Raw genomic sequence first — 13,005 nt, forward strand, 5'->3', positions numbered from 1 at the left:
AAGCCCACCAAACGGTGGGCTTCGTGTTTACGGCGCTATCAGAACAACTTCATCTTCGGCGCTTCTTCTTTCAACGGCTCGTTCTTCGCCGTCTGTTCATTCCAGCCACCGCCCAACGCCTTGTACAGGTTGACCGCGCTGGTCAGCTGCGCCAGGCGGTCGGTGATCAGCGCCTGTTGGGCACTGAACAGCTGGCGCTGGGCGTCGAGGAAGGTCAGGTTGCTGTCGACCCCGATGCGATAACGACGCTCGGCCAGACGGTAGTAGTCCTGGTTGGCGCTGACGAAATCACGCTGAGCCTGCAACTGCTCGGTGTAGGTCTGGCGTGCGGCCAAGCCATCGGCGACTTCCTGGAAGGCCGTTTGAATGGACTTCTCGTAGTTCGCCACGCTGATGTCTTTCTGGATCTTGGAGTAATCCAGGCTGGCACGCAGGCTGCCGGCGTTGAAGATCGGCAGGTTGATTTGCGGCTGGAACAACCAGGTGCCCGAACCACCCTTGAACAGACCGGACAAGTCCGGGCTCAGGGAGCCGGCATTGGCGGTCAGGCTGATGCTCGGGAAGAACGCCGCCCGCGCCGCGCCGATGTTGGCGTTGGCGGCCTTGAGGTTGTATTCGGCCTGGAGGATGTCCGGGCGACGTTGCAGCAAGTCCGACGGCAGGCCGGCCGGCACGTCGCTCAGCAGGTCGTCCGACAGTGGCCTGGCTGCTTGCAGATTGGCCGGGATGCCGGTGCCGAGCAGCAACACCAGGCTGTTTTCATCCTGGGCGACCTGACGGGTGTACTTGGCCTGTTGCGCACGGGCGTTTTCCACCGAGGTACGTGACTGGGCCAGATCCAGCGCCGAGGCTACGCCCACTTCGTTGCTGCGCGAGGTGAGCTTGTAGCTCTCCTCGAAGGCACCGAGGGTTTCCTGGGTCAGTTTCAGCAGTTCCTTGTCGGCCTGCCAGGTCAGATAGGCATTGGCCACGCTGGCCACCAGACTGATCTGCGTGCTGCGCCGTGCTTCTTCAGTGGCGAAGTACTTCTGCAGGGCCTCTTCGCTCAGGCTGCGCACCCGACCGAACAGGTCGAGTTCGTAGGCGCTGATGCCGACGGTGGCCGAGTAGGAACTGTTGATGTTCGCTTCGCCGGTTTGCGAGGCCCGTGCCGGAACCCGCTGACGACTGCCGCTGCCGGTGGCCGAAACCGCCGGGAACAGGTCGGTGCGCTGGATGCGGTATTGAGCCGCATAAGCGTCGATGTTCAGCGCCGCGACGCGCAGGTCACGGTTGTTCTCCAGCGCGGTCTGAATCACCTGTTGCAGCGCCGGGTCGTGGAAAAACTGCTTCCAGCCCTGTTCGGCGGCGGCCTGGTTGGGCGCCTGGGCCGGCGAATACGCCGGGCCTTGCGGGTATTGGCCCGCCACCGGTGCTTCAGGCCGCTGATAATCGGGTATCAGCGAGCAGCCACTCAGCACGAAAGCGGTGACTGCCAGGGAGAGTAGCGACTTGCTCATTAGCCAGCCTCTTGAGGAGTTTCAATGGCGTCATCCTGGTCGGCGACTTTGCGCTGGCCCATGGACGACACGGTGACGAAGAACAACGGAACCCAGAAGATCGCCAGGATCGTGGCCGTGAGCATACCGCCAATCACCCCGGTACCGATCGCATGTTGGCTACCCGAACCTGCGCCCGTGGAAATGGCCAGCGGTACCACGCCGAGCACGAATGCGAGCGAGGTCATGATGATCGGTCGCAGACGCATCCGGCAGGCTTCGATCGCTGCATCGCGCAGGCTACGCCCTTGCTCATGCAGTTCCTTGGCGAACTCGACGATCAGAATGGCGTTTTTCGCCGCCAGACCGATGGTGGTCAACAGCCCCACCTGGAAATACACGTCGTTGGACAGGCCGCGCAGGCTGGTCGCCATCAGCGCACCGATGATCCCCAGCGGCACGACCAGCATGACCGCGATCGGGATCGACCAGCTTTCATACAACGCCGCCAGACACAGGAACACCATCAGCAGCGACAAGGCGTACAGCGCTGGTGCTTGCGAGCCGGACAGACGTTCCTCGTACGACAGACCGGTCCAGGAAATACCGACACCGGCCGGCAGTTTCTTGGCCAGGGCTTCGACTTCGGCCATGGCCTCACCGGTGGAATAGCCGGGCGCCGGGGCACCGAGGATTTCTATCGCTTCCACGCCGTTGTAACGGGCCAGTTTCGGTGAACCGTAGATCCATTCACCCCTGGCGAACGCCGAGAACGGAACCATGGTGCCGGCGCTGTTGCGCACGTACCACTTCTTCAGGTCTTCAGGACTCATGCGAGCGCCGGGCAGGCCTTGCACGTAAACCTTCTTCACACGACCGCGGTCGATGAAGTCGTTCACATAGCTACTGCCCAGGGCAATCGACAGGGTGTTGTTGATGTCGGTGAGGGTCACGCCCAGGGCGCTGGCCTTCTCATCGTCGATTTCCAGCTGGTACTGCGGCTCGTCATTCAGGCCGTTCGGACGGACTTGCGACAGGACCTTGCTTTGCGCCGCCATGCCGAGGAACTGGTTACGGGCTTCCATCAGCTTGTTGTGACCGATGCCGGCACGGTCCTGAAGGAATACGTCGAAACCGGTGGCGTTACCCAGTTCCAGTACCGCTGGTGGCGCAAAGGCAAACACCATGGCGTCGCGGAAGGTAAAGAAGTGCTGTTGGGCACGGGCCGCCAGTTTGAACACGCTGTTGTCGGCGTTACGTTCGTCCCATGGTTTGAGCATGATGAACGCCATGCCCGAACTCTGGCCACGGCCGGCGAAGTTGAAGCCGGTCACGGTAAACACCGAGGCCACTGCATCGCCTTCGCCGCCATCCTTGCTCGGACGCAGCAGGAACTCGCGCATTTCATCCACGACCACTTGCGTGCGCTGGGAGCTGGAACCGGCCGGGGTTTGCACCTGGGCAAACAGTACGCCCTGGTCTTCTTCCGGCAGGAACGCCGTTGGAATGCGGGTGAACAGCCAGATCATGCCGACCACGATAATCAGGTACGCCAGCAGGTACGGAGCCTTGTAAGCGAGCATGTTGCCGACGCCGCGCTCGTAGCTTTTGACGCCACGGTCGAAGTTGCGGTTGAACCAGCCGAAGAAGCCGCGTTTCGGCGTGCCGTGCTCGCCTTTCGGAATCGCTTTGAGCATGGTGGCGCAAAGCGCCGGGGTGAAGATCAATGCAACCAGCACCGACAAGGCCATGGCCGAAACGATGGTGATCGAGAACTGCTTGTAGATCACACCGGTGGAGCCACTGAAGAACGCCATCGGCAGCAGTACCGCGGACAGCACCAGAGCAATACCGACCAGCGCACCCTGGATCTGCCCCATGGATTTCTTGGTGGCCTCCTTGGGTGACAGGCCTTCTTCGCTCATGACCCGTTCGACGTTTTCCACCACGACGATGGCATCGTCCACCAACAAGCCGATGGCCAGCACCATGCCGAACATGGTCAGGGTGTTGATGCTGAAGCCGAATGCCGCGAGGATCCCGAATGTACCCAGCAATACCACCGGCACGGTCATCGTGGTGATGACGGTGGCGCGGAAGTTCTGCAGGAACAGGAACATCACCAGGAACACCAGCACGATCGCTTCGACCAGGGTTTCAACCACTCCTTTGATCGACTCGGTCACCACCGGGGTGGTGTCGTACGGGAACACCACTTCCATCCCTTGCGGGAAGAACGGCTTCAGGTCATCGATGGTTTTGCGCAGGGCCTTGGCGGTGTCGAGGGCGTTGGCACCGTTGGCCAGCTTCACCGCCAGACCGGAAGCCGGGCTGCCGTTGAACTGGGCGCTGACGCTATAGTTCTCGCCACCCAGGCCTACTTCGGCGACGTCTTTGAGGCGAACCTGCGAGCCGTCCTTGTTGACCTTGAGCAGGATTTCCTTGAACTGCTCGGCAGTCTGCAGGCGGGTCTTGCCGATGATCGTAGCGTTCAGTTGCTGGCCGGGCAGGGCGGGCAAGCCGCCGAGTTGACCGGACGAGATCTGGACGTTCTGCGCCGCGATGGCGGTTTTCACGTCCACCGGGGTCAGGTTGAAGTTGTTCAACTTGGCCGGGTCGAGCCAGATCCGCATCGCGTACTGGGCACCGAAGACCTGGAAGTCACCGACACCGGCGGTCCGCGAGATCGGATCCTGCATGTTCGACACGATGTAGTTGGACAGGTCGTCCTTGGTCATGCTGCCGTCACGCGACACCACACCGATGACCATCAGGAAGTTTTTCACCGACTTGGTCACGCGGATACCCTGCTGCTGCACTTCTTGCGGCAGCAGCGGGGTGGCCAGGTTCAGTTTGTTCTGGACCTGAACCTGCGCGGTATCGGAGCTGGTGCCCTGCTCGAAGGTCGCGGTAATGGTCATGCTGCCGTCGGAGTTACTTTCCGACGAGACATAACGCAGGTTGTCGATACCGTTGAGCTGTTGCTCGATCACCTGCACCACGGTGTCCTGCACGGTTTGTGCAGACGCGCCCGGGTAAGTCACGGAGATCGCAATGGCCGGAGGCGCAATGCTCGGGTATTGGTTGATGGGCAGCTTGAGGATCGATAAAGCCCCGACCAGCATGATCACCAGGGCAATTACCCAGGCGAAAATCGGACGGTCGATAAAAAATTTCGACATGGTTTACTCCCCTTTGCCGCCGACAGCGACTTTGGCTGCCTGTGCGGGGACCGGGCTCTTGGCGTTGACGTTGGTGGCTTCAGTGGCCTTGACTTCAACACCAGGTCTGACGAATTGCAGCCCTTCAGTGATCAGGCGATCGCCTGCCTTCAGGCCGTCTTCAATCAACCATTGGTTGCCGACAGTACGGCTGGCCTTGAGCTGACGCAGTTCGACCTTGTTGTCCGGACCCACGACCAGCGCGGTCGGGGTGCCTTTGAGGTCGCGGGTCACGCCTTGTTGCGGCGCCAGAATCGCCGCGCTGTTCACGCCGGATTGCAACTGAGCGTGAACGAACATGCCCGGCAGCAGGGTGTGATCAGGGTTCGGGAACACCGCGCGCAAAGTCACGGAACCGGTGGTCTGGTCAACCGAGACTTCGGAAAACTCGAGCTTGCCGTCCACTGCGTACTGGCTGCCGTCTTCCAGGGTCAGCTTGACCGCGGCGGCATTGTCGCCCGCCTTTTGCAGACGACCGCTTTCCAGTTCGCGGCGCAGCTCAAGCAGCTCCACCGAGGACTGGGTCACGTCGACATAGATCGGGTCCAGTTGTTGGATGACCGCCATGGCGTCGCTCTGGCCGCTGCTGACCAGCGCGCCTTCCGTCACCGACGAACGGCCGATTCGACCGGAGATCGGTGCGTAGACCTTGGTGTAGCGCACGTTGATCTGGGCGGTCTGCAGGGAGGCTTCCGATTGCAGGCGGTTGGCCAGTGCCGTGTCGTATTCCTGACGGCTGACGGCCTGTTCGTCGACCAGTTGCTTGTAGCGATCGGAGATCGACTTGGTCGAACGCAGGTTGGCTTCGGCGCTTTTCAGGGTCGCGTCATAGACCGACGGGTCGATCTGATACAGCTGCTGACCGGCCTTGACGTCGCCGCCTTCCTTGAACAGTCGTTTGAGAATGATGCCGTTGACCTGTGGGCGAACTTCGGCAATACGGAACGCACTGGTGCGCCCTGGAAGTTCGGACGTCAGGGTGAAGGCTTGTGGTTGCAGGGTTACGACGCCGACCTGAGGGGTGGGTGCGGCAGGTGCCGCCTCTTCCTTTTTACATCCACTGAGCAGCGATGCCAGGGCGAGGGCAGTAACCAGAGCGGTAACAGCTGGCTTGAATTGCATGAAGATCCTCGGGTCAGGCGCGCAAGTTGCGCACAAGAAAGGTGGAAGGTTAAAAAATTTTACCGGGTGGATAAGTAGCTTGCTAAGGAATATACTTACATTCATGCTTGTTTGTAAATACCTTGGCGGCGTACCCACACCGTTACAAAAGCCGTCCAAAGATTTGAATTGTAGGCCTGAGACGAAGCCCGAAAGCGCTCGCCTCACTTCTATTCAGCGGATGCTCAGACATCGCTGAGGCACCCTGATTGAGGTTTTACTGCCATGGTCCGTCGCACCAAAGAGGAAGCTCAAGAAACCCGAAGCCAGATACTCGAAGCGGCAGAAAAAGCCTTTTTCGAGCGGGGCGTGGCACGCACGACGCTGGCGGATATCGCTACCCTGGCCGGGGTGACTCGCGGGGCTATCTACTGGCATTTCAGTAACAAGGCGGATCTGCTGCAGGCGATGCTCGATACCCTGCACGAGCCGCTGAATGAAATGGCCAAGGCCAGTGAAAGCCAAGACGAACTCGACCCGCTGGGCTGCATGCGCAAACTGCTGATTCATTTGTTTCATCAAGTTGCCATGGACCCGAAAACCCGACGCATCAACGAGATTCTGTTTCATAAGTGCGAATTCACCGATGAAATGTGCGACCTGCGCCAGCAGCGCCGAACGGTCAGCCTCGATTGCAATGTGCGAATCGCGCTGGCCCTGAGTAATGCGGTGAATCGCGGGCAGTTACCGGAAAACCTCGACGCTGCCCGCGCGGCCATCAGCTTGCATGCCTACATCGATGGCATCCTGTATCAGTGGCTGTTGGCTCCCGACAGTTTTCAACTGCACATCGAAGCCGAGCGTTGGGTCGACACAGGTTTGGATATGCTGCGCTTGAGTCCCAGCCTGCGCAATTGAAACAAAATGCGTAATTGGATCCGTTTTTGTCAAGGCATGACGCGGGGAACGTCCCTGCTTCGCGCGCCTTTTTGCAATGGGATGCTTTTATATACGTACGTTCGCCAGGTTGATAGGTAGCGAGCTACGTATTTTGTAGGGATTTTGTGTCGAGTATGTGAATGAGTGTGAACGCCCCGGCTACAAGGGCGCCGAATAGCCGACCAAAGGCATCGCATTTGCCTCAGTGACCTTTGATCTTCCATACGCAAAAGCCCCGGCTCTTTCGAGTCGGGGCTTTTGCATTTCAACGGTCGAGGCTTACAGTGTCGGATAGTCGATATAACCGACCGGGCCCTTGCCGTAGAACAGTTCCGGACGCGGCTCGTTCAGCGGTGCATCGGCCTTCAAGCGCGCTGGCAGGTCCGGGTTGGCGATGAACGGCACCCCAAACGCCACCGCGTCGGCCTTGCCGCTGGCCAGCCACTCGTTGGCGCTGTCCTTGGTAAAACGCTCGTTGGCGATGTACGGGCCGCCGAAGGCTTCTTTCAATTGCGGGCCGAGGCTGTCGGCGCCTTCTTTTTCGCGCGAGCAGATGAACGCGATGCCGCGTTTTCCCAGTTCGCGAGCGACGTAGGTGAAGGTCTCGGACAGGTTGTCGTCGCCCATGTCATGGGAGTCGGCGCGCGGTGCCAGGTGCATGCCGACGCGGCCAGCGCCCCAGACTTCGATCACGGCGTCAGTCACTTCCAGCAACAGGCGTGCACGGTTTTCCAGGGAGCCACCATAGTTGTCGGTGCGCTGGTTGGTGCTGCTTTGCAGGAACTGGTCGAGCAGGTAACCGTTGGCACCGTGGATTTCCACGCCGTCGAAACCGGCGGCCTTGGCATTCTCGGCCCCCACGCGGTAAGCGTCGACGATGTCGGCGATTTCAGCGGTTTCCAGGGCGCGCGGAGTTGGGTAGTCGGCCAATGGACGAACCAGGCTGACATGGCCTTTAGGCTGGATGGCACTCGGTGCGACCGGTGCTTCGCCGTTCAGGTACGAAGGGTGGGAAACCCGACCCACGTGCCACAGTTGCAGGAAGATCTTGCCGCCCGCGCCGTGGATCGCTTTGGTCACGTTGCTCCAGCCGCGCACCTGGTCGTTGGACCAGATGCCGGGAGTGTCCGGGTAACCGACGCCCATCGGCGTGACCGACGTGGCCTCGCTGAGGATCAGGCCGGCAGAGGCGCGCTGCACGTAATACTCGGCCATCAGCGCGTTCGGCACACGGCCTTCGTCGGCGCGGCAGCGGGTCAACGGTGCCATGATGATGCGGTTGGCCAACTCGAGGTCGCCCAGTTTGATCGGATCGAAAATTGTCGTCATTTAATAGCTCTCTTTTAGCGATTAATGGGTAGCGCGGGCCAGCTCGGCATCGCCGCTCTGACGGAAAGTAATCAGGGTCACCAGCAGGGCGAGCACCGCCAGTGCGGCTGCCGCGAGTGGCACGCGGGTCAGGCCGAAGCCGTGGGCGATGACGCTGCCGCCGACCCAGGCACCGAGTGCGTTGCCGACGTTGAAGGCGCCGATGTTCAGGGTCGACACCAGGTTCGGTGCAGCCTTGCCGAAGGTCACCACGTTGACTTGCAGTGCCGGCACGGCGGCAAAGCACGCGGTGGCCCAGAGGAACAGGGTGATTTCGGTCGGGATCAGGGCCACGCTGGTCCAGGTCAGCACGGTGGAGACCACCGCCATGGTGATGAACACGCCGATCAGCGTCGCCGCCATGCCTTTGTCAGCCAGCTTGCCGCCGATGATGTTGCCGACTGTCAGGCCCAGGCCGATGAGCACCAGGGTCCAGGTCACGCCACGCGGGGAAACACCGGTGACTTCGCCCAACAGCGGCGCGACATAGGTGAACAAGGTGAAGACCGACGCGGCGAACAAGGCGGTCATGCTCAGGGATAACCAGATACCGGCCCCCTTGAGGGCGCGCAGTTCGGCGCGCATGTCGAGTTTCTCTTCATCGCGCTTGGCCGGCAGAAAGCGGATCAAACCGATCAGCGCAATCACACCGATCACGGTCACTGCCCAGAAGGTCGAACGCCAGCCGGCTTCCTGGCCGAGCGCGGTGCCCAGCGGTACGCCGAGGACGTTGGCCAGGGTCAGGCCGGTGAACATCAGGGCCACGGCCGACGCACGTTTGTTGGCCGGCACCAGGCCTGCCGCCACCACTGAACCGATGCCGAAGAACGCGCCATGGCACAAGGCGGTGACCACACGGGCAAACATCAGGACGTTGTAGTCACTGGCCAGGGCGCAGAGCAGGTTGCCGATGATGAAAATCCCCATCAACGCTACCAATGCGGCCTTGCGCGGCAGCCTGGCGGTGGCCAGTGCCATGAACGGCGCGCCGATGGCCACGCCCAGGGCGTAACCGGTCACCAGCCAGCCGGCGCCGGGGATCGACACGCCGAGGTCCGCCGCCACATCGGGCAGCAAGCCCATGATGACGAACTCGGTGGTGCCGATGGCGAAGGCGCTCAAGGCCAGAATGAGTAGCGAGAGGGGCATGATTGATTCCTTATCGGCCAAAGGGTCAGAGCTCTTTGCTGAAGGTGCGAAGGAACTCCTGGATGGTTTCCTCGTTGCGTTTGAAAAAATGCCACTGGCCGACTTTGCGGCTGCTGATCAGGCCGGCGCGTTGCAGGGTCGCCAGGTGTGCGGACACCGTGGACTGCGACAAACCGCAACGTTGATCGATCTGCCCGGCGCAGACGCCGTGCTCGTTGCTGTGGGTCTGGTCGGGAAATTCGACGGCCGGGTCTTTGAGCCAGTGCAGGATTTCTCGCCGTACCGGATGTGCCAGGGCTTTTATTATTTCGTCGAGGTCGAGGTTCATGGCTTGGGACTCGTGATGAGTAAAACGTTATATCGCGATGGGGCGAACTTTAAATCGGTATTTCGCGATATACCAATATGATTTCGGTCTGATGACTGCGTAAATCGGTATATCGGGTTATAACGATATTGGTGAGGCAGTGCTAAGCTGCGTCCATGAACTATCTCGCACATCTGCACCTCGGTGGCCAACGCCCCGGTCAAATGCTCGGCAGTCTGTATGGCGACTTCGTCAAGGGACGGCTGCAGGGGCAGTTCGATCCGGAGGTCGAGGCGGCCATCCAGTTGCATCGCAGCATCGATGTCTTCACCGACCGTCATCCGTTGGTGGATGTCTCGTTGTCACGGTTTTCCATCACGCGCAGGCGTTACGCCGGGATCGTGCTCGATGTGTTTTTCGACCATTGCCTGGCGCGGGACTGGGCGCTGTACGCCGACCGTCCGCTGGGGCAATTCACCTCGGATGTTTACCGGGTGCTGCTGGCCGAGCCGCAGTTGCCGGAGCGCCTGGCGAAGATTGCGCCGCACATGGTGGCCAATGACTGGTTGGGGGCTTATCAGGAATTCGAAGTGCTTGAGCAGGTGCTGCGGGGGATTTCACGCAGACTGACGCGGCCCGAGGAACTGGCCGCGGCAATGCAGGAGTTGCGGCGGTGGTATGAACCGTTGAGCGAGGATTTCCGGTTGTTCTATCCGCAGCTTCAGGATTTTGTGCAGAGTCAGCCGGCGACATAAAACCACTGTGGGAGAGAGCAAGCCCGCTCCCACAGAAAAGTGTGTTTAAGCGGCGATGGCGGGGCGAATCGGGACTTGCCGGGGTTCCGGAATCGTCCCAAACAAGGCCTTCTGCACCGCCTGCTGTGCCTCGAACGCCAGCGCCGCGCGTTCCCGATCCTGGCACTCGATCGGCTTGAGCAGATGAATCTCCACCTCACCCCGATCATTGGCGAACAAGCGCATCAGGTGTGACAGCAAATCATCATCGCCAATGAACGGTGCCAGGGTATCCAGCTCGCCGTTGCGCAGATAACGAATCGCCACCGGTTGCAGCGCCACTTCGGAGTCGATCGCCGCAGACAGCAAACGACCGTGGAAGGTGCGCAGCGAACGGCCATCGGTGGTGGTGCCTTCCGGGAACATCAGCAGCGGGTGTTCCTGTTCCAGATGGCGAGTCATCTGTTTGCGGATCAACTGACTGTCGCCTGAACCACGGCGAATGAACAGGCTGCCAGCCTTGGCCGCCAACCAGCCCGCCACCGGCCAGGTGCGCACTTCAGCCTTGGACAGGAACGACAGCGGCGTGAGCATGCCCAGCAGCGGAATGTCGGTCCAGGACACATGGTTGCTGACCCAGAGCATCGGCGCCTTCGGCAATTGACCATGGACGGTGACATGAAAGGGCAGGGCATTGCTCAGCCGCGCCATGAAAAACCGCGACCAGCGCTGGCGACGGACCATCGAATGGGCAATCCCCAGTCGTTCGAACGCGCCGAACACACTGGCCATGGTCAAGCCCAGCGCCACCACCATCAGCACTCGCGCAATTCGCGCGTACACCCGCAAGCGGCTCATTACACAGCCGCCTTGAAGTGCTTGGCGTAACGCGGGCAGAGCTCGTCGCGCTTGAGCAGGATGAACACGTCGGCCACCTGGAAGTCTTCGTCCCAGCACGGCTCGCCGCAGATCTTTGCGCCCAGGCGCATGTAGGCCTTGAGCAGCGGCGGCATTTCGGCGATGACGTTCGATGGAATGTCCAGCGTCGGCAATGGCTTCTTCGGCTCGGCCCGCAGGTGTTCGGTGCACAGGTAACGTTCGCGCAGGCGTTGCATGATCGCGTGGGCCTGGATGCCGCCGTCCTGCATCGGAATGCTCGCGCAACCCATCAGATAGCTGTAGCCGCCCTGGTTCAGCACTTCGGCCAGTTCACCCCAGAGCACGGCGATGGTGCCGCCGTTGCGGTAGGCCGGGTCGACGCAGGTGCGACCGATTTCCAGGATCGGGCCTTTCAGATGAACCAGGCCATGCAGGCTGAATTCTTCTTCGCTGTAGAACTTGCCCAGGCTGCTGGCGGCCGTGTGGTCGAGCAAACGAGTGGTCGCCACCAGGCGCCCGGTGTTCAAGTCACGTACGCCGATGTGGGCGCAGTGAACATCATAGTCATCCATGTCCAGACCCAATTCCGCGCCTTTGAGCCTGGCGTTGAATTCGCCGCTGAACACGTTGAAGCGCAAGGCCTGGGCTTCCTGCAGTGCCTCGGCGCCCACCAGGCGTTCGGCTTGCAGGCGGCGTTCATTGCCGGTGTCGCTGATGCGGGCGATCTGAGTCATTGCGAATCTCCGTACGGGCTGGCCACCCGTCTTGGGTTGCAGCCGATCGACTTTCTTTATGCAGCCGTGTTGTGCAAAGTCAGGCTATGTAGCCCCGGTGTCATCGCCATGAAGCTTTGGTGATGCTTATATGACAGCCCACAAGGAGCCTCTTATGCCCTGGCAAACCCTGTTGAACCGCAGCGATCGCCTGCCCGCCGACCCCGATCTTGGCGAAGGCTTCGCGACCTTGTTGCACCGCTTGGGCACGGTCACCCCGTTTGAATTGGCGGTGAACGGCGGACGGCTGATGGCGACTCCGGGGTTGGCGTTTCTGGTGGGGTATCAAGCGGCGCTGCGGATGCTCTGGCCGAGCGCGCCGCTGAGCCTCGGTGCGTTGTGCGCGACCGAGCAACGCAGCTTGCGGGTGGCGGACATGCAGACCCGGCTGCGGGATCTGCGTCTGAGCGGACGCAAGGATTTCGTCACCGCCGGCGATGCCGCCGACTGGCTGCTGGTCGCCGCTCGCAGCGAAGAGCCAGGCAGCGATCCGCGCCTGAGTCTGGCGGTGGTTTACCCCGGCGAACCGGGCGTGCGTCTGGAGAAACTCGCGCCGTTGCCGTTGATGCCCGAGATTAGCCACGGTCGGCTGTTTCTCGACAACGCGCTGTGCGAATTGTTGGCGGGGGACGGCTGGGATGCTTACGTCAAACCGTTCCGCACCCTGGAAGACATTTATGTGCTGAGCGCCATGACCGCGTGGCTGTTCGGCATTGGCCAGGACAACGACTGGCCGCCCACCTTGCAACTGCGTTTACTGGCGCTGCTGGCCGGGTGCGCGGAAGTCAGCCGCCAGGCGCCGAACAATCCGGCCGGGCATGTGTTGCTGAGTGGGTTGTTTGCGCAATTCGACGGGCTCAAGGCTGAAGTGAATCAGGCCATGACCGACGGCCCGCCGCAGTGGGCGGCGATGTGGCAGCGCGATCAGGCCGTGATGGATCTGGCGGCAGGGGCGCGGGGCAAGCGGTTGGCCAAGGCGTTGGCGGGATCTTCGTTAGGGTGACGGGCCTCCCAAAACTGTCATCAACCTCGACTAGGCTCAGCAGGTTCATCCTC

11 protein-coding genes are annotated in these 13,005 nt (G+C 61.1%); 3 read left to right on the forward strand and 8 right to left on the reverse strand.

Annotated features, from left to right (window positions below; genetic code table 11):
* Window positions 1-38: 38 nt before the first annotated feature.
* Genes emhC through AC1DQM_RS17730 form a run of 3 tightly spaced genes read right to left on the reverse strand, consistent with a single transcriptional unit; the run spans window position 39 to window position 5,821 of the window.
* Entirely contained in the window at window positions 39-1,499 is a 1,461-nt protein-coding gene (gene emhC, locus AC1DQM_RS17720; RefSeq protein WP_477746592.1) for an efflux RND transporter outer membrane subunit EmhC, read from the reverse strand.
* Window positions 1,499-4,660, reverse strand: a complete 3,162-nt coding sequence (gene emhB, locus AC1DQM_RS17725) for an efflux RND transporter permease subunit EmhB (protein WP_018926862.1) — start codon at window positions 4,658-4,660, stop codon at window positions 1,499-1,501. Before emhB ends, emhC begins: the two co-directional genes overlap by 1 nt.
* A gap of 3 nt (window positions 4,661-4,663) precedes the next feature.
* Entirely contained in the window at window positions 4,664-5,821 is a 1,158-nt protein-coding gene (locus AC1DQM_RS17730; RefSeq protein ID WP_018926861.1) for an efflux RND transporter periplasmic adaptor subunit, read from the reverse strand.
* A gap of 264 nt (window positions 5,822-6,085) precedes the next feature.
* Between AC1DQM_RS17730 and emhR the strand changes: the two genes are divergently transcribed.
* Window positions 6,086-6,718 carry an efflux system transcriptional repressor EmhR gene (gene emhR / locus AC1DQM_RS17735; protein WP_064619872.1) on the forward strand — a complete coding sequence of 211 codons (633 nt, stop codon included), beginning with the start codon at window positions 6,086-6,088 and terminating at the stop codon, window positions 6,716-6,718.
* 300 nt (window positions 6,719-7,018) lie between these two features.
* On the opposite strand, the gene AC1DQM_RS17740 is transcribed toward emhR, so the two are convergent.
* Genes AC1DQM_RS17740 through AC1DQM_RS17750 form a run of 3 tightly spaced genes read right to left on the reverse strand, consistent with a single transcriptional unit; the run spans window position 7,019 to window position 9,584 of the window.
* Window positions 7,019-8,068 (reverse strand): alkene reductase, encoded by a 1,050-nt coding sequence (locus AC1DQM_RS17740; RefSeq protein ID WP_018926859.1) that lies wholly within the window; start codon window positions 8,066-8,068, stop codon window positions 7,019-7,021.
* Window positions 8,069-8,089: 21 nt separating this feature from the next.
* The gene (locus AC1DQM_RS17745; protein ID WP_477746593.1) at window positions 8,090-9,256 is read right to left on the reverse strand and encodes an MFS transporter; all 1,167 of its coding nucleotides are present in this window, start codon (window positions 9,254-9,256) and stop codon (window positions 8,090-8,092) included.
* A 25-nt stretch (window positions 9,257-9,281) separates the two neighbouring features.
* The gene (locus tag AC1DQM_RS17750; RefSeq protein WP_018926857.1) at window positions 9,282-9,584 is read right to left on the reverse strand and encodes an ArsR/SmtB family transcription factor; all 303 of its coding nucleotides are present in this window, start codon (window positions 9,582-9,584) and stop codon (window positions 9,282-9,284) included.
* A gap of 155 nt (window positions 9,585-9,739) precedes the next feature.
* Between AC1DQM_RS17750 and AC1DQM_RS17755 the strand changes: the two genes are divergently transcribed.
* Window positions 9,740-10,318, forward strand: coding sequence for an acyl carrier protein phosphodiesterase (locus AC1DQM_RS17755; protein WP_477746594.1), 579 nt, complete (start codon window positions 9,740-9,742; stop codon window positions 10,316-10,318).
* Window positions 10,319-10,363: 45 nt separating this feature from the next.
* Here AC1DQM_RS17755 and AC1DQM_RS17760 read toward each other — a convergent pair whose 3' ends face one another.
* Together AC1DQM_RS17760 and olsB are read right to left on the reverse strand one after the other, a co-directional pair.
* The gene (locus AC1DQM_RS17760; RefSeq protein WP_477746595.1) at window positions 10,364-11,155 is read right to left on the reverse strand and encodes a lysophospholipid acyltransferase family protein; all 792 of its coding nucleotides are present in this window, start codon (window positions 11,153-11,155) and stop codon (window positions 10,364-10,366) included.
* Window positions 11,155-11,910 carry an L-ornithine N(alpha)-acyltransferase gene (gene olsB / locus AC1DQM_RS17765; protein ID WP_019580897.1) on the reverse strand — a complete coding sequence of 252 codons (756 nt, stop codon included), beginning with the start codon at window positions 11,908-11,910 and terminating at the stop codon, window positions 11,155-11,157. Before olsB ends, AC1DQM_RS17760 begins: the two co-directional genes overlap by 1 nt.
* 154 nt (window positions 11,911-12,064) lie before the next feature.
* On the opposite strand from olsB, the gene AC1DQM_RS17770 reads away from it, so the two are divergent.
* Window positions 12,065-12,952, forward strand: coding sequence for an acyl-CoA dehydrogenase middle domain-containing protein (locus tag AC1DQM_RS17770; protein WP_477746596.1), 888 nt, complete (start codon window positions 12,065-12,067; stop codon window positions 12,950-12,952).
* Window positions 12,953-13,005 lie beyond the last annotated feature (53 nt).

This window comes from Pseudomonas sp. 01L34 (genome assembly GCF_056400265.1).